The following is a 20,780-nucleotide window of genomic DNA, read 5'->3' as shown; positions in this document are numbered from 1 at the left end:
TCGGCGCGTTCTCTGGCGACAGGGCCACACCTGAGTCGTGACTCAGGTCTGTTGGGAATTCCTTGGCGGCTTGCACTGACCAGCTGGAGGTTCGGCGCCTATAAGGCAAGGAGGAAAAGTGTACTTGGCTAAGGCAGGGCTTTCCGATCGTCAACCTTCCCCGATTGGAACTGGCACGACGCGAACAGCCCAGGGCAGCGTCGGCACGGTCTTGGCAATCTCCGTCTTGGCGTGATCTGCCTGGTGCTCGCCGTCTCCAGTTGGGTGGGGTGTTGCACCACCCCGAAATGACGCCACTCGCGATCTCCGACCACCGTCGCGAAACGATCACGCTCGTCATGCACAGCAGACTTCCGCAAAGGAACTTTTCCGCGTCCTGCAGTTCGATCTCAATTCCTATGCAGGAACCATGCGGAGGTAATGATGACAACACTTGATATGCTCCTGGCCCACTTCGGCGGCACACCCGTAATTCCTCTTGAGGTGGCGGCTCAATACTGGGGCTATGAGGCAGACACATTGGCCAGGAAAGCCGACAGTGGGGAGGTTCGAGTACCCTACTTTCGGCTCGACGAACGTCAGAAGGCAGCTCGTCTCATGATGCTTACAGACATTGCCACTATCATCGAGGAGCGCCATCGTGCAGCGCGCGCCAACTTTGAAAAGAAATGGCAAGACGATGGTGAAGAAGACGGCTGACATGCTATGCGAATAGAGGAAGCTGAAGGGAACAAATGACAGGTCGCAAGCTCTCAACTCGATCCCCAACCGAGAGGTTCACACCCAAGGGGCCTTCGAGTGTCAATTCCGGCGCGGTGGCAGGGCAGATCGCCTATCTCTCACAAGCCGAGGAAGATGACGCCGACTGCGTGGTGATCGACACGCCGCCCCATGCCGGCGGCACGATCGACGCCGCGATCCGCGCCGCAGACTTGCTCATCATTCCCATTCGGTCGACTCCCTTCCACATCAACGTGGCCGCGGGCACGGTCGAGATCATGAAGCAGAACGGTCGGCAGGGAAGATTCGTCCTGAGCCAGGTGGCGGCCGTCGGGCCCCAGGGCGACGACACCGCGGCGGTGCTGCAGGAACTCTACCCGGACGTGCCGGTAGCCAAGGCGCGGCTCTGGCAGCGCAAGGCCTTCATGCAGGCGCTGATTTCGGGCCAGGCGATTACGGAGTTCGATCGGCCGAGCTCGAAGGCCGTCACGGAAATCAAGGCGCTGTTCCGGGAGGTGCGGAGCAGGCTGTGACCGCTGAAAGCTGCATCAGATCAGGCAAATGCCTGCTTTCGATTTTTGCCGTCCGAACCCATCTCTTTTAGCAAAGGCATAAGAAGACACGAGCAGCATGGTCAACGTCACGAGCGTAAATCTTCCCGCACCTGCCGACTGGCAGGCATTCGAGCGGCTGACGAGGGATCTGTTCGAAAGCGAATGGCAGACAGACGATGCGCGCGCCAATGGCCGGTCTGGTCAGGAGCAGCATGGTGTCGATGTTTACGGCACGGACCGGGTTCACAAAAAATGGGTCGGCGTCCAGTGCAAAGGCCGCTCCGGAGGCTACGGGAAGGCGCTTAAAGAAAAGGATCTTCGCGAGGAGGTCGAGAAAGCCAAGTCATTTCACCCTCCTCTCGACAGGTTCATCCTCGCCACCACAGCCCCCAATGACGCGCGAATACAGGAAGTCGCGCGAGAGCTGAATGAGAAGAACCGAAAGGAGCTTCTCTTCGAAGTCGATGTCATGGGCTGGGACGAGATCAAGGCTGTTCTCAATCGCCATCCTCGCGTTGCGGCCATTCATTGCTCGGGCGTGTCGACGGTCGCCGACCTCCAGATATCTGCAGCAATGAACGATCTGCGCGGTGACGTATCCCGAGATCTGGCGGGGCTCACGTCCAGTATCCTCGATCTCCAGAGGTCAGTCGTAGCGGGCTTGGAGCGTGAGCCGACTGGAGACGCGCTCGGTCAGCGCATCACCGACGCCGCCGACCTCCTGAACGATAGCCCGGCGCAAACCGCCATCACCCGGCTTGAACGACTTCTCGAAAATGAGGGCCGCACTGCCAGCGCTCGAGACCGTTTCCGCATCAAGGCCAACCTTGGATCCGCCCATTTTGCCAAGGGAGACAAGGATGCAGCCGTAGATTGGTATCGTCAGGCTCACGACGAGTATCCCGATACATCCGAAGCGCTATCCATACTCGCGGCCGCCGAGTCCATCGCAGGCAATCGTGAGAAGGCGGCTGAACTGGCCGCCAGCGCCATGGCGATGCGAGAGCCACAGCAGCGGGCAGCCGGAGTGTTCTTGGAGACGGCTCCGGCGGAAACGCAATGGCAAGAGCTTCAGGCTCAGCTTCCGGAACAGTTCCAGCGGATCCCGGAGTTCCTTCTGGCGCTCGCGGAGCACGCGCAGAAAGCGGGTCAGATCAAGGACTGCCGGCGGTTGACCAAGGATGCGGTCAATCGAGATCCCGATAATTGGCGCGTGCGCGCATATGCGGGCTACCTCAGGTTCCAGGAAGTCGCCGAGCGAGACGACATCCGCAGCCTCAGACTCGTGCGGAAAAGCGACATCGAGATCGTCGAGGATGCGAGAGCACACTTTCTCGTTGCCTGGGATCTTCTTCAGGCAAGCGGGTGGGCGCGAGAGGCTGAAACCTGCGTCATGAATGCCCTCTCGGCCTCCCTGATGCTTGGGGATGAAGAGAAGGCCGAAGAGCTCATCGAAGAGGCCTTCCGGAGGATTGGAAATACGCCGCAACTGCTCCGGTTCCGCGCCGCCTATCAGATGCACAAGGGTGAGGATGCCGCGGTTGCCGATGCGCTGTCGAGGATTCCCGAAGGCGATCGGGATCCGAATGATGAGCTCATGCTCCTCCAGGCGCGCATCAATGAAGGGGACCCAGAAGCAGCTCTCGCACGTGCCGACTTCCTATATCGAACAGCAGAAGACGCCGGCTTGCGTGTCGCGTTTGGCAACTGCCGTATCCTGGCGGCTGCGCAGATCAACCCTGATCTCTTCAAGGAAGTCACCCATGACATCTTGACGGAGCATCCGGACTCCACACTGCTCTTGGCCTATTATGTGTTCAACCATCCTGGCGATCTCGACGATCCCGCAGTCATCGATCGCCTTGCCAAGTTGTCAGAGCGCGAAACCAACAGCTTCGCACGTGACCGTGCGGCCCATGCCCTTGCCATGGTCGGCCGGAACTCCGAAGCCGCGGACATCTATCTCGATCTCTGTAGTCCTGACACGGATACGCCCCAACTCAGGATGGCACTCCAGACACTGGTGAACTGCCGCAGGATTCGAGAAGCCCGAGAACTCTATGGGAAGCTCGACGCCAGGATCAAAGATACCGCCAGCATGCGCAGGATCGGCGCTGTCATCTTTCAATGCGCTGGCAACTTGAAGGGCGCCAGAAAGGAACTCGAGCACGTGTTCGGCACAGGGGATGAAACCCTGGAAGACCGTGCTCGCTGGATCGATATCTGCGAGCGTCTGCCGGACATCTCTTCAATCATCCGGTATCTCGACACCGTGCCGGTGGACATTTCCGGCGATCCCCGGATGCGCATGCACCTTGCGCACAAGCTCGATCACTACACGGACGACTTCCAGAGGGCGCTCGAGATCGGATACCGCGCGTTGCGCGACGGCTATGAAGACCCACAGATACATCTCGGCTTCATGGTCGGGTTGATCCTGACAGGCCGTTCTGGGCGACATGTCGATTTCGACCACGAAGTCGTTGAGGAGGATACAGTCGTTGTGGTCTCGCGAGATCACGCTGACCCGCTCACGAAGATCATCGAGACAGCCCCTGCCCCGCGGGCGGACCGCGACGAAATTTCCCCTGAAGACCCGCTGGCTCTTCGCCTGATGGGAAAGGCTGTGGGTGACAATCTCCCGATGGATTCCGCTGTCGGGAAGCTGAACGCCACCGTCACAAAGATCCTGTCCAAGTATGCCCATGCGTATCATCGGTCTCAGAAGGACTTCGAGCGCCTGTTTCCGGAGAGCAAGATATTCGGAGCGCTTCGGATCGATGAAAATGATCTGGAAGGCAGTATTCGTCCCATCCTCGAAAGCGCCAGGGAGCGTGCGGGGCAGGTCAAGCGCATCGAGGAGGCCTACGAGTCAGGGAAAGCCCCGATAGCTCTGTTGGCCGCCGCAGGTGGAGGCACGGTCTTCGATTTCTGGGATTTTCTGCGGCACCACGGCAGCATCAAAATCAAGATGGCCCTCGGTAATGCTGTAGAACGGAAGGCGGCAACGCAATCGGCTATGGCTGCGCCCGGCGTGATCGTCGATCCAATCACCCTATACAGCGCCCAGACGCTCGGCTTCGCCGACACCCTCCTTCAGGCCTGCCCGGACCTGCATATCACCCAGAGCAGCATCGATCTGCTTCACGAAGCCTATCGGGACAGGGTGGATGCCATCGGGGGAGAAGGACGCCGAGGTAGCTTCGTAGCGGACGAGCATGGGGCGCGTATCATCGAGCTGTCCCGAGAGATGTCCGACCTTCTCATATCGGACCTCGGGCGAACCCTCGACCTGGCACGAGGCCTGAAAATCGCCATGCCGGAAGAAGGCACTGCCCTTCATCCGGACTTCGAAGCGGTTTTCGAAGATGTGGGCCCGTGCTTCGTAGATACGCTGGTAGTCGCCAAGGAGAGAGGGTGGACCTTGCTTGCGGATGACACCTCCCTCCGGCTGTTTGCGAGCCTGGATGGTATTTCATCGGCTTGGAGCCAGGTCGCTCTACAGATCGCGCGCAACAAGCGCATGATTTCGCAGGAAGCATATTCTGATGCCCTCGGCGCTATGCTGGAGGGGAATTACCGATACGTCAGCATCGACGGAGATACGACGCAGTTCGAGTGGGAGCGCAAAGAAACGTCGCTCTGGCTGAAGCAATTCCTCGATCATATCGCCCTGCCGACGAACGCCCCCTGGAGTGTTGCCCAGTTGATCGGATCCAGCCTTCTGGAACTCTGGGACGATACGGACGATGGAGCGCGTTGCGTCGCCTATGCCGCCTTCATGCTTGAAGAGCTCTCAGAGCGATTGGGTGAAGGCCCGGCGATCAAGATGCTTGGTGATTCAGTTGCCGCGGCGGTCGCGAAGGCGCAGAGAAACGCCCGAATGATCAAGCTCCCCCCGCTCCTGAGAAGCACTACCCACATTATTTCCCCGGGGCTTCTGGCGGTGGACATAAATCGAGATCATAAAGACGCCGTCCTGAACACGATTGGTGACTGCGTGAAGTCAGCACGTAACCTCACCAAAATGCGCAGCAAAGATCCCCTGGAAGACGAAGGCGCATGAGGTTGGCAGCTGCCAACTGAGGTCCTTCGGCTCAACCTGTTCGAGACTACGCCGATGAGATACCTGAGCATCAGACGCGAAATCGAGGGGAGCCTGCCCACCGTGGCAGAGCTCCTTCGCCAGAAAGGCGAACATGATGCCCTCCGCGCCATGAGTCAGGCAGATATCGAGATCGACGAGGTCGGGTACGACAACTGGAACGGCGGCACCGAGCTCTGGACCGTCTTTCTACGCGTCCCGGTCAGTGTTTTCGTGTGGATAGAGGACAGCCGGAACGAGATCGCCGGGATCATCTCGAAGAACCTCGAACTCGTCACAGGCAAGGACAATGGATACTGGGTGAGCGCGGAGATCTCGCCGATGCGCGCCGCGCCGCCGGGGCGGCGTCTGCCCGACGGGAAGATCAGCGAACGGACACGCGCCGCCATCCTCGACGAGATGCGTGCCAGGGAGACTGCCTGGCACGGCGCCCTGGATGAGATTGCCTTCCTCAGCCGGATCTTCGATCTGACCTCCCTGCCCTCTTATGACAGCCGGTTCCAGAACGCCGAGCAGGACATCTGGCAACACTGCATCAACAATTTCGACTGGTCGCAGGACTGGGTCTACAGCGACCCGCGCTTCCGTCTCTATGCCGCTGATCAGGATACCTTCCTGAAGTTCATCTGCGAGATTCTTCATCCCATCGTCCGGAAGGACGACGCGGAGCAGGATGCGCTCGCCCGGGCGTTCAATGGTCACCTGCGGGCCGACGGATGGGAACTCGTCGAGGACGCCATCATCGATGGCCGACCGGCCTATGTGCCACAACGCAAGGTTCACGCCTTGGGTGGGTCTGTCCAGCGCATCAAGGCCGTGGCAGCAACCCTGAACTCGGATACGCTCTACGAGGATCTGCGACGCCTCGAGCGCATCGGCGACAGCGAGCCTGGCGAGGCGATCGCCTTGGCAAAGGAGATCGTCGAGAGCTGTTGCAAGCTGATCCTCGACGATCGGAAGGTCGCCTATCCCGAAAAGGCGGAGATCCCCGAGCTGCTGAAGCTTCTCCGCCGAGAGATTAAGATCATGCCGGACGGGATCGATGAGAACGCCAAGGGCGCGAACGAAATTAGGGGTATCCTGACCAGCCTTGGAAATATCGCGCACTCTCTCGCTCCGTTGCGCAACGCCTACGGCAAGGGCCATGGCCGCGGGCGCGACTTCAAGGGTCTCCAGCCGCGGCACGCGCGGCTCGCGATCGGGGCCGCCAGCACCTTCGTCGACTTCGTTCTCGATCGTCACCTGTCTCAGGTTGCAGCCGAGACCGCCGAGAGCTGATTGAAATGGACAAGTGTAACACTAAGTGTTAGGGAGGAGCGTGAGAGTATTCGTTGGAAAGGCGTTCAGAAAGTGGGCCGGGTCCGAGGCGATATCGGACGAGGACCTCTGTGCGGCCGCGAAGGAAGCGTTTGACGGCAACGTCGAAGCGGACCTTGGCGGCTACCTCTTCAAGAAGAGGATCGCGCGCACAGGCGGAGGCAAGTCGGGTGGTTTCCGGACCATCATCGGCTTCCGGAAGAAGAAATCCGATAGGATCTTCTTCCTCTACGGCTTTCCGAAGAGCAGCCGATCGAACATCACGCGCCGGGAAAAGGATGCCCTCTCGGTCAACGCCAAGGTGCTCATCGAGGCTGATGACAGCCAGATCGATGCGCTGAAGGCGAAGGGCACCATCGCAGAGCTGGAGTGCAAGGCATGAGTAACATTCTGGATATGGCCCACGACATGGCGAAGGACCTGCACGAGGTCGGCGCCATGGACGACATCACCATGCGCGTCATGGATCGGGTCTGCGTTCCGGAGAAACCTTCCTTTACGCCGGCCAGGATCAAGAAGATCAGGGCCAAGAGCCGTATGAGCCAGCCCGTTTTTGCCCAGTTTCTCAATGTCGGTGCGACAACGGTCGCTCAGTGGGAACAAGGCAAGAAATCCCCGGGTGGTTCATCGGCGAGGCTGCTCGACGTCATCGATCGGAAAGGCATCGAAGCCATCATCTGAGCTGGGGTCGAAAAAACCACCCTCATGGTCCCCGCCGCGAGAGGCTCGACTTGAGGAGGTTAGAAGGATGATACCGGCAATCGACCCAACGGTTCAGGCCTTCTTGGGCTTTCTCGAGCAGGAAGCCGCGTCCGACCCGCAGCGCCTGCGGCCTTTCGGCGGGCACATCGTCCAGCGCGCCGCCGACCTGGTCGAGGATGTTGAAATCGACCTTCTCGCACCATTCGAAGAAGACTGAACAGGGGCAAAATAACCGGAGATCCGATCATGCCGGACGACAGCGAAGCAGCTACGATATCGCCGATCCAGAGGTCGCCTGAGGACCTACTGGCAATGCAGCGGACCCGCGAGGCCGCACAGCGGCTTGATGATGATGCACTTGCTGTCACTTGCTGGCTGGATGCGGAATTCCCTGGTCTGATTATCATCATGGAACTGCAGCGACATCATAGCTGCGAAGACAACGAGATAGCACATGTTGAACCACGGGTGACGGATCGCCTCAGGCGGCATGAAGCACGCGATGCCGCGGAAAAGGCGCTCACGGCACTCGGATGGTCCTTCAAGCCCGAAGGGCGCGATGTCCGCTCAACCTTCCATCGCCCGTCTCAAGCGCAATCCGCCCATGCCCGCCTGGCAGATATCGCCCGCGTTCGTCGAGCGGTGAAGCAAGCGCACACCAAGAGATCCAGCTATTGTCCTTCAACGGCGCGCAAAGAGTGAGACCATGGATGCTGCAGTTGAGAAATTCGCGATCCTGGACTTCGAGGCATCAAGCCTGTCGGGGGCCAGCTGGCCCATAGAAATCGGACTCTCGTGGCTCGAGCACGGAGAAGTGCGCACCTGGTCCTCCCTTATCCAACCGGCTCACGATTGGGAAATCGACGATTGGTCGCCGCAGAGCGCAGCGGTTCACGGCATTCCCCTGTCCGAGCTCTCAGAGGCGCCCTCGGCAACAGAAGTGGCCGAAACCTTCTTCAAGGTCCTCGGAGGCCGCAGACTCGTCTCTGACGCCCCTGAGTTCGAGACACGATGGCTGGACCGCCTGTTCCGAGCTGCCGGGCGTGCAGAGAACCCTTCGGTCGAAGATTTCGACGGCGCATCTTTCGCGATGTTCGAGGGATATGCTCTGGACCTGCTCTACGAGACGGTGGAGCGACGCCCTGCCCCGCATCGGGCGGGGCCGGACAGCGCGCGTCTCGCTCGAGGCTGGCTGAAGGCGGCCGAGCATCAGGTGACATTTGTAATGGAAGGCAGGACCGCATGACCGAGATATTCACGACGGAGATCATCGTCGGGTGCGGCCTGCTCGGCGTCAGCGGCCTGGTGATGATCGCGAGTGTCATCATGTTGCGTCCACCGAGGGACGAGCGACCGAAGATCGACCTCGATGCATGTATCCGCGAGGCGCCTTACCACCGGCTCGAAAGCGCGGGTATCAAGGTCATAGGGGCGGCCCCAGCCAACTGACAGGATCCTCGAATACAGAGGAAACTTGCCAGATCTCCGAACTGCCTTCATAATGCCATCATTTCGCAGTCAGGATGCGTCATGGCACAACTCACCGTCCGAAATGTCGACGATGCAATTTCCGCGGCCCTCAAGGAGCGCGCGGCGAAAGCGGGGCGATCCGCAGAGGCGGAGCATCGCAGGATCCTCGAGGAAGCCCTCCGCCCCGGACACAGGGCTGATTTCTTTGCCGAGGCGCGCACCAAGCGCGTGAAACTGGCCCCTGGTGCTCCGACCACGACCGAGATCCTGCGCGCGGATCGTGATCGCGACGAGGCGTCATGACAGGCGGCGAGAGCTTCGTTGTCGACACCTCCGTCGCGATCAAATGGATCGTGGACGAAGAGGACAGCGACAAGGCAGAGCTCCTCCAGGGCGCCGACATGGTGGCCCCCGCCCTCTTCCGGATCGAGGCCAGCAACGTCCTTCGCACCCTCGTCTCGAAGCAGGTCCTCGCCAACGAGCGCGCGATCGACCTCTTCCTGTTTCTGCAAACGGCCCCGGTGACGATCATCGACGCCGACGAGCTCTTGGAGCGACGTGCCCTCGACCTCGCGCTGGCGCTCGAGCACCCGATCTACGATTGCGTCTACCTGGCGCTTGCCGAACGCATGGATCGCCAGCTCATCACCGCCGACCGGCGGTTCATCAAGGCCCTTTCCGGCACCGAGCATGCGTCGCGGGCGCTTGCCCTCGACACCTTGGGATCAGCCGTGCAGGAGGAGGTCCGCCTTTGAGACGCCTTCCGCCGCGAGCAATATTCATTTCAGCAACGATTTTCCGAGTGAGCGCATGAACCCGACAGACATTTTCGAGGCTCTCGATGCCATTGCCAAGGCTCCCTTCGATCCGGCGGATTTCGGGTTCTCCTTCGCCGAGGCAACCGACAATGCCCAGGCGACGGTCTCGAAGCTCCGCGGCGGGTCATTGAACAGGTCGGACATCGAGGGCGGTGTCCTGATGAACCTCAAGTTCCATTACGCCCCGGCCGACGCGCTTGGGGTCGAGGCCACCCTCGATGCGCTGAAGGGCAGCAAGCGGACCGCGAAGCACAAGCCGGCGATCCTGATCGCCACCGACGGCGAGACAGTCGCGGCCGAGCATTGGAAGAGCGGCGAGCGGCTGCACTGCGCCTTCTCGGAGATCGGCGACCATTTCGGGTTCTTCCTGCCGGCCGCCGGCAAGGACCGGTATCGCCCGGCCGAGGAGAACCCAGTCGATGTGAAAGCCACGGGCAAGCTCGCGAAGCTCTACGACGCCCTGGTGAAGGCCAACCCCGACTGGGCCGCCGATGCCCGGCGCCACGACATGAACCAGTTCATGACGCGGCTGATCTTCTGCATGTTCGCCGAGGATGTCGGGATCTTCCCGGAGAACCAGTTTTCCCGCGCGATCTTCACCCATGCTGGCGACAAGGGAGAGGAAGCCCACGGCGTCCTGATCTCCGCCTTCCAGGCGATGAACCTGCCCAAAAACAAGCGGGCTGACCTGCCGGCCTGGAGCCACGACCTCGAATACGTCAACGGCGGCCTATTCGCGGGCACGATCGACGCGCCGCGCTTCGACGTGATCTCCTTCCGCTACCTGCGCGAGGCCTGCGACCTCGACTGGAAAGAGATCAACCCGGACATCTTCGGCTCGATGATCCAATCCGTGGCCGACCCGAAGGCGCGCGCCGAGATCGGCATGCACTATACCAGCGTGCCCAACATCATGAAGGTGTTGGGCCCCCTCTTCCTCGACGAGCTCGATGCCGAGATCGACAAGGCCTGGGACCGGCCGAACGGGCTGCGCAAGGTGCTGGACCGGATGTCGGCGATCCGGGTGTTCGACCCGGCCTGCGGCAGCGGCAACTTCCTGGTCGTCGCCTACCGCGAGTTGCGCGCCCGCGAGATCCGCATCCTGCGGCGCCTCGGCGAGATCGAGGGGCAGACCCAGATTCAGATGCAGATGTGGTCGCAGATCCCGATCACGAACTTCTACGGCATTGAGATCACCGACTTCTCGGCCGAGACCGCGAAGCTCGCCATGTTCATCGCCGAGTATCAGGCCAACGCCATGTTCGGTGAGGCCTTCGGGCGCAAGCCGGCTGCCCTCCCGTTGAAGGGCGGCGCCAACATCCGGAACGAGAATGCGCTTCGAATTTCATGGGCAGACGTCTGCTCTCCCATGAAAGAGGGAGAGGTGTTTATCGCAGGCAATCCCCCATTCCTCGGGTCGACTTATCAGAGCAGGGAGCAAAAGGCAGATCTCGCTCATGTATTCGATGGGCATATTAAAAGCTATGCCGCTTTCGACTTCGTGGCGGCTTGGTTCTTCAAGGCTTCAAAATTTATCCATGGCAACGCTTGTCGCGCTGCATTTGTGGCTACAAGCTCGGTCTGTCAGGGGTACTCGGTTGCCGCTCTTTGGCCACATGTTCTTGCGAATGGCATCGAAATTGGGTTTGCGCACCAGTCTTTCAAGTGGCGGAATAATGCATCTGCCAATGCGGCAGTGGAGTGCGTCATCGTGGGCATTGTCTGACGTCAGCACCCTGTGGAGAGATTTAGGGGTTTGAGCAACGGAGGGTTCTGGTTCATCGAAGCCGCCAAGGAGCGAATCTATGGACGCCCCCTGCGCAAGGTGTTTTTCAACTTCGGTTCCAACGGCATTGGATGCGTGAATCTATCCGGCCTTTTACGAAGCTTTCTTGCTTCTGGCCTCGATGGGATCCGCTTGTCTTCGTGCCTTCCAAGATGACCGGCCTTTGATGGCCATCGCTCCTTACAGGCTGTGAATAGGCGGCCCATGCCGTTACACCATCGTCATACACCTCGCATTCTTGAGCCTCGAAGCGCCGTGCGCCTCTGCTATGCGGCTTTGTAGGTTTCCCCACTGCGCAACACTGCCCAGGCAATTCGTGCTGTCTTGTTAGCGATTGCTACGAGTGTTTTGTTGTGGCCCGCCCGAGCAAGAAGACCTTGCGCCCATTTGGCACGCCGATCACTTCGTCCGGCGATCCTGATCAGGACCGACCTCGCACCGTGGATGAACTGGCGGCGCAAGTATTGATTACCCCGTTTGCCTATCCCGCCAAGCCGAGGTTTGCCTCCGGTCGTATATTGCCTGGGGACCAGTCCGATCCATGCCGCGAGAGCCCGGCCTGACGAGAAGTGTCGCCCGTCATCGACGGCGGCGATCAAAGCGGTGGCGATCACCGGCCCGACGCCGGGAAGTGTCGCCAGTCGTTTGCAGCGATCATCGGTTTTGCAGATTGCGATCAACTTTCGATCGATCTCGGCCACACGTTTGTCCGATGCCTCAAACTCAGCAATGAGTGCGGTGAAGTTCTGCTTCGCCAAGGTCGACAGCTTGGCTTCAGCGACGGCTGCCCTGATGTCCTTGCGGAACCGGACCGCGCCGACAGGAATGACAACGCCGTATTCCCCGAGAAGGCCACGAATATGATTGATCAGGCCGGTGCGTTGCGTGATGAGCCGGTCGCGTGTTCGGTGCAACATTTGCAAATCCTGTTGCTCCGTCGTCTTCACCGGGACAAACCGCATGGTCGGCCGCAATGCAGCTTCGTGGATCGCCTCCGCATCGACCGCGTCATTCTTCGCGCCTTTGACGAATGGCATAACGAAGCGCGGATGAATGAGGCGAACCGGAAATCCCATAGCCTCGAAACGCCGTCCCCAATGATGGGCGCTGGCACAGGCTTCCATAGCAATGGCTTCAGGAGAAATTTCCTGAACGGCGTTTTCAAGTTTTGATCTGGTTACCTTCCTCGAGATCACCTCGCCTTCATTCGTGATCCCGTGGATGTGAAAAGACTGCTTTCCCAAATCGATCGCGAGCAACTGCATTTTATGAACTCCTTCTGCTTGCCACGTGTCCCGAAAACTATCGGCTTGGGTGCAAGGGGCGTCCATTCCATAAGATGAAACAGACACCCGGAACATCGAAGGATGCCGCTGACAAGCTGGTCAGGGGGATCAAGCGGAAGACCCGCAAGCACTACTCGGCCGAGGAGAAGATCCGCATTGTGCTGGCGGGCCTCCGTGGCGAGGAAAGCATCGCCGCGTTGTGCCGCCGCGAGGGGATCGCCGAGAGCCTCTATTATACCTGGTCGAAAGAGTTCCTCGAGGCCGGCAAGAAACGCCTGGCTGGAGACACTGTCCGTCAGGCGACGGCGCCGGAGGTCAAGGAACTCCGCTCGGAGGCCGCCGCCCTCAAGGAGGTGGTCGCCGAGCTGACGCTCGAGAACCGACTTCTGAAAAAAAGTATGATCGGGGATGGGGGCAACGAGGAATGAGGTATCTTGCGCCTGAAAAGCTTGAGATCATCCGCACAGTCGAAGCATCGCACCTGCCGGCGAAGCAGACCTTGGCCATGATCGACATTCCCAGCAGCACCTATTACCAGTGGTATGCTCGCTGGGTTGAAGGCGGGCTGGATGCGCTGGCCGATCGGTCCCCGCGGCCGAAGTCGGTGTGGAACCGCATTCCAGACGAGATCCGCGAGGACGTAGTCGAGTTCGCCCTGGAACACGAGGACCTGACGCCTCGGGAACTGGCGGTCAAATACACCGACGAGAGGCAGTACTTCGTATCGGAATCATCGGCTTACCGCATTCTCAAGGCTGCCGATCTTATCACCGCGCCGGCGCATGTCGTCATCCGAGCCGCCGACGAGTTCCGGGACAAGACCACCCGGCCCAATGAGCTCTGGCAGACCGACTTCACCTACCTCAAGGTCATCGGCTGGGGCTGGTTCTATCTCAGCACGATCCTCGATGATCACAGCCGATACATCGTCGCGTGGAAGCTCTGCACGACGATGAAGGCCAGCGATGTCACCGAGACGTTGGAACTGGCCTTGGAAGCGTCAGGCTGCGATGACGTCACGGTCGTGCACAAACCGCGACTGCTCTCCGACAACGGGTCGTCCTATGTGGCCGGGGATCTCGCGGACTTCCTCGAAGACAAGGGCATGGATCACGTTCGGGGCGCACCGCATCATCCCCAGACCCAGGGCAAGATCGAGCGCTGGCATCAGACCATGAAGAACCGCATCCTGCTGGAGAACTACTACCTGCCCGGCGACCTGGAACGGCAGATCGAAGCCTTCGTCGATTACTACAACAACCGCCGATACCACGAGAGCCTCGGCAACCTGACGCCCGCCGATGTCTACCACGGCCGCGGCGCGCAAATCCTGTCAATGAGAGAGGAGATCAAGAAGCAGACCATCAGAAAACGCCGCTTGCAGCATCAGAACGCTGCCGCATAACCTCAAACGGAAACCGAACCGGAACCCTCGCTACGAGAAGCCTCGCGATCTCCGAAATACTCTGACGACGGACAGCACCTTTGCGATGGAAAAGGATCGACCCGCCGACCTGGTTTAAGTCGGCGGGCAAGTTGCAAAGGTCTTCGCGATCCGTCGTCCTGCGCAAGTCAGATACGTTCTCGCTGCTATTTCGCCTCGACTTGCCACGGTATCGCAACAAGCTCGAGCGGCTCTGTCGTCCCACTTGCGTTAAGGAGCTGCACTGTCTGTCCCCCTTTCATTCCGAGCAAGGTGACCCCGAGGAATGTCTTGATCGGGATACCTCCCTGATCATGTGCAAAACCATGGTCAAAGAGTGTCCTCGATTGTGGTGCCGTCCCCCTGATAGAGTAGGTCACACGTGAGCCCAGGGTGGCGACGTTTCCGGCCTCTTCTTTGGGATTCAGAATATATGCATCCTGAAGCTTTGCCCGGATCAGGTGGGACAGCAGAGGAAAGACACCGCCTTCGATAGCTGCGCATTCCCTCCGCAGTTCTTGCAGGTGCCAGAAGTCCCGCTTGGAAAGGAACGATTGGAGCGGTCGCATGGTCTCGACGCTTGCGAACGCCCGGCTATCAATCGCGGCAGCCTCGTTGCCTGATCTTCCAGCGAAAATCGCCATTTCATTTGATGTTCGCATATCTTCTCCTCGGCCTGCTCGACGCAAGCCTCAAGAATCCAAAGTTGTTGGTGAAGAAGATCCCCGAGCGTGGAGGTCAGCGCATGCGGCCCCCTGCTCGGGGCAGGGAGCGGTTCAGCAGAGATCCCGGAAACGACCGGCCTCTGATTTTGCATGAGAACACAAACATCGAGCCACGCTATGAAGTTTCCGGCGCCAAGTCAAACTTTGCCGGGTCCTCGGAACAGCAGATGCCACCACCACCCGCCGCGCTGACTCTTTCAGGCCGAGGCGGGAAACCTTTCCGAGAGTCGGAAAATGAAGACCAGTGAGGCCGTCCCGCCTCCAGGCAAGCCGTTGATGCCGATAGTCCCCGCTTCGGATGCTCCAGCGCCCGCATTAGTTGCAACCCGTCACTACACGGTAAAAGGCGCCCCCACCTGGGTTACCACCAATGACCGGGTGGTGCCGTCTTCGGACAGCAGCTTGGTGCGTTGCCCGGTCGACATTCCGATGAGCGTGGCCCCCAGGAGAGAGTGAATCGGGATTTCTCCGGCACGCGTCACCAGGCCGAAACTGAGAACCCCACTTTCGATATCTTTCCCATCCACCACGCAGGAAATGTAGCTGCCAAATGTGGCAACATCGGACGGTGCCGCACCCTCTATGGCAACGGCGACCTGCAGTTTCTGGTATAGAAGATCCAGCATGAGCTGGGAGTAGGCGACACTGCTGTTGCCGGCGAAGCTCAGAAATCTCTCGATTCCCAGCCGATCGGCTTTTGTCAGGCGGCACTTGCAATCCCCGCTACCCGCTTCCGGCTTTCCGTGTCGCGGTATCGTTGATCCCGTAACGTCAGGTATGGCCATGTTTCCCCCTGGAGTTGCCTCCGACAATCTCTGAACTTTTCTCGAGATGTCCCCGGGAGATCGCTGCGCATAGAACGCCCGCGAACCGCCCGGGGCTAAGGGCGGTTCAGCAGAAGAAACCGGAACTTGATCTGATACCTGACCATGGATTGATCGTTGCTTGCCGCCCGTCGAGTGTCAATCCCGGCGCGCTGACCGCGATCGCGGAGTGACGGGAAAGCTTCCCCGCGACAGCACCTCTCCCTCTGCGTCGACAACGAGACGGAACGCGCGGTCTGCACGGTAGAAGGTCATGCGCCAACGTCCTTCGTCTTCGCCCGCCCCGCTCTCGGAGCGGCTGCTGATGAGTCCGTTCCGCATCTCTTCCCGGACCTGCTCTTCCGTGATCTTGAAGGCCCGCGCGATGGCGGCTGCTTCCACAACGAACCCGCTGTCGGTTTTGGATACTTCACTCATCCCAGCGTCTCCCATGCCCTGATCCCGCGCCGATCTCCGCCAGTCAAGCTCTGCGCGGTTTCGCGCGATTGCGCTCGACCACAATAGGTATTTACAATACCACTTGGGTGACGTACCCCGTCAATACAACTGCGACCAAGGTGCCACACCGATGACCTCCATCCAGCCTTATTCATCGCGCAGCCCCTCCGCGCGCCCGGAGATCACCGCCGATCTCGAGGCACGGACCGGACTCGATGACGCGGTGCTGCGCGAGCTGGTCCATGCATTCTATGGCAAGGTCCGCAAGGATCCTGTTCTTGGCCCTATCTTCGCGGCGCGCATCGATGACTGGCCACCGCATCTGGAGCGGATGACTGCATTCTGGTCCTCCGTTGCCCTTATGACAGGCCGCTATCATGGCGCCCCGGTACCCAAGCACGTCGGTCTGCCGATTGACTGGGGCCATTTCGAGCGGTGGCTCACCATCTTTCGCGAGACCGCGAAGGAGATCTGCACACCCGCAGGCGCCTCCCATGTCATCGAGCGGGCAGAACGCATCGCCCGGTCGCTCAACTTCGCGGTCGAGGATGCCAAAGGCACCGGCATCCCGAAACTGGTTTGACCCTCGCATGGCGAAGCAATTCGATATCGATATTGCCCGCGTTCACGACGAGACGTCCGGCACGAACCGCGCGAGGCTGCTCGTGGATCGGATCTGGCCGCGAGGTATTTCGAAGACCTGTCTCGGGCACGATGACTGGATCAAGGACATCGCGCCGACCACCGAGCTCAGGAAATGGTTCGACCACGACCCGGACAAATGGGGAGAATTCCGCAACCGCTACCTGCAAGAACTGGCTGACAACACGGACGCTGTCGAGCACTGCCTCGCATGGTGCCGAGCTGGCCCCGTTACTCTGCTCTTCGCCGCGAAGGACCGGGACCACAACCAGGCTGTGGTCCTGCGGGACTACCTGAAGCAGCGACTCAAGGGGAGCAAGTCATGACGCTTGAACCCGGGTCCCTTCGCACCCCCCTCTGCGATCTGCTGGGATGTGAGTATCCCATCATCCTGGCCGGTATGGGAGGCGTCGCGCGCGCCGAACTGGCCGCCGCGGTCGCCAATGCCGGCGGTTTCCCGACGCTGGGGATGGTGCGCGAAGCGCCTTCACTGATCGCCTCGGAGATCAGGGCCTATCGCCGGCTGTCAAACCGCCCTTTTGCCGTCAACCTCATCCCCGCAGCCACCGACCCAGGCCTGCTGGACCAGCAAATCGAAACTTGCCTTGCGATGGAGGTCGAGGTGTTCTCGTTCTTCTGGGACGTGGTGCCCGAGGCAGTTGCCCGGGTGAAGACGGCAGGCGCTCTCCTGCTGCACCAGGTGGGCACGCTGCGCGCGGCACGGGAGGCCGAAGCCGCCGGGGCGGATGTGTTGATCGCACAGGGGCAGGATGCTGGCGGCCACGTTCACGGGCGCACCCCGACATTCGACCTGCTTCGGGCCGTGCTGGAAACAACGGCTCTCTCGGTTGTCGCCTCGGGCGGCATCAGCAACGGCAAGGGGCTGGCCCGGGCGCTCTCGTTCGGGGCGCAGGGCGTCCAGTGCGGTACCGCCTTCCTGGCCACGGCCGAATCCTTCGCCCACGACTACCACAAGCAACGGGTCGTGACCGCCCAGGGAGAGGATACCGTCCTGACCGACGGCTTCGTGCTGAACTGGCCCAAGGGATCGGTCGTGCGCGTCCTCCGCAACAGCGTCACCGAGACCTTTGGCCCGGCCCTGATGGGACATGACCCCGAGAGGATCGCACATGAGGTGATCGCCCGCGACGGCCTCATCCCGCGGCTGCGCCAGAGCACGGACTCGCCCCTGCGCACCACGACCGGAGATCTTGAACAGATGCCGCTTTATTGCGGCACCGGAGCGGGTGAGATCGACGAGATTGTCCCGGCGGCGCAGCGCCTGAACACCCTGTGTGCCGAGGCTCAAGCTCGCCTCGCATCAGGCCGGCAAACGCCGGTGGGGCGGACATGAACATCCTTCTACTGCTGATACCCGTGACGCTGATGATGGGTGCAATCGGCCTCGGAGCATTTTTCTGGGCGATGAAGACCGACCAGTTCGACGACCCGGAAGGCGATGCCCGCCGGATACTCCAGACGGAGGACCGTCCGCTGCCACCAAGACATAGAACTGACCGGGAGGTTGCCAGATGATGGAGCGGTTGACAGGTGCCGAACGCCAGATCGCATTGATGATTTGTGTCGTCATGGCGACTGTCGGGTTGGTGATGGCCGCAGCGGGTCGAGGCGATCCGATGGGGAGCCACGGCGCGATCGTGCTGATTGCAGCCGGTATCACGACCTTCTTCGTCCTGCGTGCGATTGGCGAGCCCGAACCGGCCGAGGATCGCACGGTCAACTACTATGACGACCCGACCAAGGCCGGGCTGGTAATTGCCCTGTTCTGGGCCGTCGTCGGTATGGGCATGGGCGTCTGGGTCGCGGCGCAACTGGCCTGGCCGGACCTGCGCTTCGATGCGGCGTGGTCGAGCTTTGGCCGCATTCGCCCCGTTCATACGTCGGGGGTGATCTTCGGCTTCGGTGGCAACGCCCTCATCGCGACGTCCTATCATGTCATGCAACGCACCAGCCGGGCCCGGCTGGCGGGACATGTCTCACCGTGGTTCGTGCTGCTGGGCTTCAACCTGTTCTGCATCGTCGCCGCCTCGGGCTACCTGATGGGCGTCACCCAATCCAAGGAATACGCCGAGCCCGAATGGTATGCCGACATCTGGCTGGTGATCGTCTGGGTGGTCTACTTCGTGCTCTACATCCGCACGTTGGCGCGCCGGAACGAGCCGCATATCTACGTGGCGAACTGGTATTACATGGCGTTCATCCTGGTGGTGGCGATCCTTCATATCGTCAACAACCTCGCCGTCCCCGCCAGCCTGACAGGAGCAAAGAGCTACTCGGCATTCGCGGGAGTCCAGGACGCGATGACGCAATGGTGGTATGGCCATAACGCGGTCGCCTTCTTCCTGACCGCCGGGTTCCTCGGCATGCTCTATTACTTCCTGCCCAAGCGGGCGGAGCGGCCGATCTATTCCTACCGCCTGTCGATCCTGTCGTTCTGGGGCATCGTGTTCTTCTACATCTGGGCCGGCTCGCATCATTTGCATTACACCGCCCTGCCGCAATGGGTGCAGACGCTGGGCATGACCTTTTCGGTCATGCTGCTGGTGCCCTCCTGGGCCAGCGCGGGGAACGCGCTGATGACGCTGAACGGCGCCTGGCACAAGGTGCGCGACGACGCCACGCTGCGCTTCATGATGGTGGCGGCGGTGTTCTACGGGCTGTCCACCTTCGAAGGCTCGTTCATGGCTGTGCGTGCGGTGAACTCGCTGTCGCATTACACCGACTGGACGGTAGGGCATGTCCATGCCGGCGCGATGGGCTGGGTGGCGTTGATCACCTTTGGCTCGATCTACTCCGTCGTCCCACTGCTGTGGAAGCGCGAGACGATGTATTCCTGGAAGCTGGTGGAATGGCACTTCTGGCTCGCGCTGGCCGGCACGGTGATCTACGTCTTCGCGATGTGGAACAGCGGCATCATCCAGGGGCTGATGTGGCGCACCTACACCGACAGCGGCACGCTGGCCTATTCCTTCACCGACACGCTGGTGGCCATGCATCCCTATTACGTCGCGCGGGCCTGCGGTGGTGCCCTGTTCCTGACCGGCGCGATCCTGGCGGCCTACAACGTCTACATGACGATCCGGCACGCCCCCGAAAAACACCCGGAACGCGACTACCCCACCTCGTCCGAAGCGGCCGAGCCTGCCGTTCCGGCAGCGGAGTGACCTGATGTTTCGCAAGATCCTCTCCCCCTTCGCCCGACTGTTCGAGTTCCACGCCCGGACCCATTACCGCACCGAGCGGCACTCGATGGCCCTGACCCTCGGGATCATCGTCGCCGCCGGTGTGGGCGGTTTCGTCGAGATCGCGCCGCTCTTCACCATCGACGAAACGGTCGAGGCCGCACCGGACATGCGGCTCTACACACCTCTGGAACAGGCCGGGCGCGACATCTACATCCGCGAGGGGTGCTATGCCTGTCACAGCCAGATGATCCGCACGCTTCAGGACGAGGTGGACCGCTACGGGCCCTACTCGCTGGCTGTGGAATCCCAATACGACCACCCGATGCTCTGGGGCTCCAAGCGGACCGGGCCGGACCTTGCCCGGCTGGGCAACAAGTATTCCGACGACTGGCACGTGCGACACCTCGTCGATCCACGCGCCGTGGTGCCGGAATCGGTCATGCCGCAATATGCATTCCTGCTGGAAAGGACGCTCGAGACAGAGAGCCTGCCGGATCGCCTTGCGGCCCTGCGGGCGGTGGGCGTGCCCTACAGCGACGAACAGATCGCCAATGCCGATGCCGACGCCCGCGGCCAGGCGCGGCCCGGCACCGACGCAGCCGACGTGGTAAGCGAGCGATATGGCGACGCGACCAGCGTCCGCCACTTCGACGGACAGCGGGACCGCGTCACGGAGATGGATGCCCTGGTGGCCTACCTCCAGATCCTCGGCGGGCTCACGGACGCCGCCTTCGCAAATCAGCCACTCGGGGAGGAGTGACAGG

Annotated in this window: 24 protein-coding genes; 20 read left to right on the top strand and 4 right to left on the bottom strand. The window is 60.8% G+C overall.

What is annotated here, in order from left to right; all coding sequences use genetic code 11:
- The first annotated feature begins 423 nt into the window (after positions 1 to 423).
- From MF268_RS08345 to MF268_RS08285, 13 genes are all read left to right on the top strand, one after another.
- Positions 424 to 699 (top strand): pyocin activator PrtN family protein, encoded by a 276-nt coding sequence (locus tag MF268_RS08345; protein WP_160382730.1) that lies wholly within the window; start codon positions 424 to 426, stop codon positions 697 to 699.
- 35 nt (positions 700 to 734) lie between these two features.
- On the top strand, positions 735 to 1,253 hold the full coding sequence (locus MF268_RS08340; RefSeq protein WP_160382729.1) for a ParA family protein: 519 nt from the start codon (positions 735 to 737) through the stop codon (positions 1,251 to 1,253).
- 97 nt (positions 1,254 to 1,350) lie between these two features.
- Entirely contained in the window at positions 1,351 to 5,340 is a 3,990-nt protein-coding gene (locus MF268_RS08335) for a PIN domain-containing protein (protein ID WP_238370409.1), read from the top strand.
- 54 nt (positions 5,341 to 5,394) lie between these two features.
- Complete coding sequence (locus MF268_RS08330; RefSeq protein WP_238370408.1) at positions 5,395 to 6,657, top strand: abortive infection family protein; 1,263 nt, start codon at positions 5,395 to 5,397, stop codon at positions 6,655 to 6,657.
- A gap of 40 nt (positions 6,658 to 6,697) precedes the next feature.
- Positions 6,698 to 7,078 carry a type II toxin-antitoxin system RelE/ParE family toxin gene (locus MF268_RS08325; protein ID WP_160382726.1) on the top strand — a complete coding sequence of 127 codons (381 nt, stop codon included), beginning with the start codon at positions 6,698 to 6,700 and terminating at the stop codon, positions 7,076 to 7,078.
- Positions 7,075 to 7,377, top strand: a complete 303-nt coding sequence (locus MF268_RS08320; protein ID WP_160382725.1) for a helix-turn-helix domain-containing protein — start codon at positions 7,075 to 7,077, stop codon at positions 7,375 to 7,377. Before MF268_RS08325 ends, MF268_RS08320 begins: the two co-directional genes overlap by 4 nt.
- Positions 7,378 to 7,444: 67 nt before the next feature.
- Positions 7,445 to 7,615: a type II toxin-antitoxin system PrlF family antitoxin gene (locus MF268_RS08315; protein WP_238370407.1), complete on the top strand. Its 171-nt coding sequence runs from the start codon at positions 7,445 to 7,447 to the stop codon at positions 7,613 to 7,615.
- Positions 7,616 to 7,644: 29 nt separating this feature from the next.
- The gene (locus tag MF268_RS08310; protein ID WP_160382723.1) at positions 7,645 to 8,100 is read left to right on the top strand and encodes a hypothetical protein; all 456 of its coding nucleotides are present in this window, start codon (positions 7,645 to 7,647) and stop codon (positions 8,098 to 8,100) included.
- Positions 8,101 to 8,104: 4 nt separating this feature from the next.
- Positions 8,105 to 8,644, top strand: a complete 540-nt coding sequence (locus MF268_RS08305; protein ID WP_160382722.1) for a 3'-5' exonuclease — start codon at positions 8,105 to 8,107, stop codon at positions 8,642 to 8,644.
- Complete coding sequence (locus MF268_RS08300; protein WP_238370406.1) at positions 8,641 to 8,847, top strand: hypothetical protein; 207 nt, start codon at positions 8,641 to 8,643, stop codon at positions 8,845 to 8,847. Before MF268_RS08305 ends, MF268_RS08300 begins: the two co-directional genes overlap by 4 nt.
- 81 nt (positions 8,848 to 8,928) lie before the next feature.
- Entirely contained in the window at positions 8,929 to 9,171 is a 243-nt protein-coding gene (locus MF268_RS08295; RefSeq protein ID WP_238370405.1) for a FitA-like ribbon-helix-helix domain-containing protein, read from the top strand.
- Positions 9,168 to 9,623: a type II toxin-antitoxin system VapC family toxin gene (locus tag MF268_RS08290; RefSeq protein WP_160382719.1), complete on the top strand. Its 456-nt coding sequence runs from the start codon at positions 9,168 to 9,170 to the stop codon at positions 9,621 to 9,623. The genes MF268_RS08295 and MF268_RS08290 overlap by 4 nt, the downstream gene beginning before the upstream one ends.
- A gap of 55 nt (positions 9,624 to 9,678) precedes the next feature.
- Positions 9,679 to 11,412 (top strand): DNA methyltransferase, encoded by a 1,734-nt coding sequence (locus tag MF268_RS08285; RefSeq protein ID WP_238370404.1) that lies wholly within the window; start codon positions 9,679 to 9,681, stop codon positions 11,410 to 11,412.
- 326 nt (positions 11,413 to 11,738) lie between these two features.
- Here the strand turns inward: MF268_RS08285 and MF268_RS08280 are convergent, their stop codons facing one another.
- The gene (locus MF268_RS08280) at positions 11,739 to 12,737 is read right to left on the bottom strand and encodes an IS110 family RNA-guided transposase (protein WP_238370403.1); all 999 of its coding nucleotides are present in this window, start codon (positions 12,735 to 12,737) and stop codon (positions 11,739 to 11,741) included.
- A gap of 74 nt (positions 12,738 to 12,811) precedes the next feature.
- Between MF268_RS08280 and MF268_RS08275 the strand changes: the two genes are divergently transcribed.
- A protein-coding gene (locus MF268_RS08275; protein ID WP_238370402.1) for an IS3 family transposase occupies positions 12,812 to 14,163 on the top strand; the annotation gives its coding sequence in 2 pieces (ribosomal slippage) (positions 12,812 to 13,147 and positions 13,150 to 14,163; 1,350 coding nt in all).
- Between the two features lie 185 nt (positions 14,164 to 14,348).
- On the opposite strand, the gene MF268_RS08270 is transcribed toward MF268_RS08275, so the two are convergent.
- The 3 genes from MF268_RS08270 to MF268_RS08260 form a co-directional block, all read right to left on the bottom strand.
- Positions 14,349 to 14,843, bottom strand: coding sequence for a GreA/GreB family elongation factor (locus tag MF268_RS08270; protein WP_238370401.1), 495 nt, complete (start codon positions 14,841 to 14,843; stop codon positions 14,349 to 14,351).
- 395 nt (positions 14,844 to 15,238) lie between these two features.
- The gene (locus MF268_RS08265) at positions 15,239 to 15,691 is read right to left on the bottom strand and encodes a GreA/GreB family elongation factor (protein WP_107978697.1); all 453 of its coding nucleotides are present in this window, start codon (positions 15,689 to 15,691) and stop codon (positions 15,239 to 15,241) included.
- A gap of 177 nt (positions 15,692 to 15,868) precedes the next feature.
- A complete protein-coding gene (locus MF268_RS08260; RefSeq protein WP_238370400.1) occupies positions 15,869 to 16,147 on the bottom strand; it encodes a DUF6522 family protein in 279 nt (92 codons plus the stop codon).
- Positions 16,148 to 16,298: 151 nt separating this feature from the next.
- Here MF268_RS08260 and MF268_RS08255 point away from each other — a divergent pair, with 151 nt between their 5' ends.
- From MF268_RS08255 to ccoO, 6 genes are read left to right on the top strand one after another with little or no spacing between them, the layout of a single operon-like run.
- Entirely contained in the window at positions 16,299 to 16,751 is a 453-nt protein-coding gene (locus MF268_RS08255; RefSeq protein WP_107978699.1) for a group III truncated hemoglobin, read from the top strand.
- A 7-nt stretch (positions 16,752 to 16,758) separates the two neighbouring features.
- Entirely contained in the window at positions 16,759 to 17,136 is a 378-nt protein-coding gene (locus MF268_RS08250) for a DUF488 domain-containing protein (protein ID WP_238370399.1), read from the top strand.
- On the top strand, positions 17,133 to 18,164 hold the full coding sequence (locus tag MF268_RS08245; protein ID WP_107978701.1) for an NAD(P)H-dependent flavin oxidoreductase: 1,032 nt from the start codon (positions 17,133 to 17,135) through the stop codon (positions 18,162 to 18,164). The genes MF268_RS08250 and MF268_RS08245 overlap by 4 nt, the downstream gene beginning before the upstream one ends.
- Positions 18,161 to 18,346 carry a cbb3-type cytochrome oxidase assembly protein CcoS gene (gene ccoS, locus MF268_RS08240; RefSeq protein WP_107978702.1) on the top strand — a complete coding sequence of 62 codons (186 nt, stop codon included), beginning with the start codon at positions 18,161 to 18,163 and terminating at the stop codon, positions 18,344 to 18,346. Before MF268_RS08245 ends, ccoS begins: the two co-directional genes overlap by 4 nt.
- A 38-nt stretch (positions 18,347 to 18,384) precedes the next feature.
- Positions 18,385 to 19,995 (top strand): cytochrome-c oxidase, cbb3-type subunit I, encoded by a 1,611-nt coding sequence (gene ccoN, locus MF268_RS08235; RefSeq protein WP_238370701.1) that lies wholly within the window; start codon positions 18,385 to 18,387, stop codon positions 19,993 to 19,995.
- Between the two features lie 4 nt (positions 19,996 to 19,999).
- Entirely contained in the window at positions 20,000 to 20,776 is a 777-nt protein-coding gene (gene ccoO / locus MF268_RS08230; protein WP_107978704.1) for a cytochrome-c oxidase, cbb3-type subunit II, read from the top strand.
- Positions 20,777 to 20,780: the final 4 nt, after the last annotated feature.

Source organism: Heliomarina baculiformis (assembly GCF_019966545.1).
Classification (GTDB): Bacteria; Pseudomonadota; Alphaproteobacteria; order Rhodobacterales; family Rhodobacteraceae; genus Heliomarina; species Heliomarina baculiformis.
The sequence above is the reverse complement of the archived record's forward strand: the minus strand, read 5'-3'. Positions and strand labels throughout refer to the sequence as shown.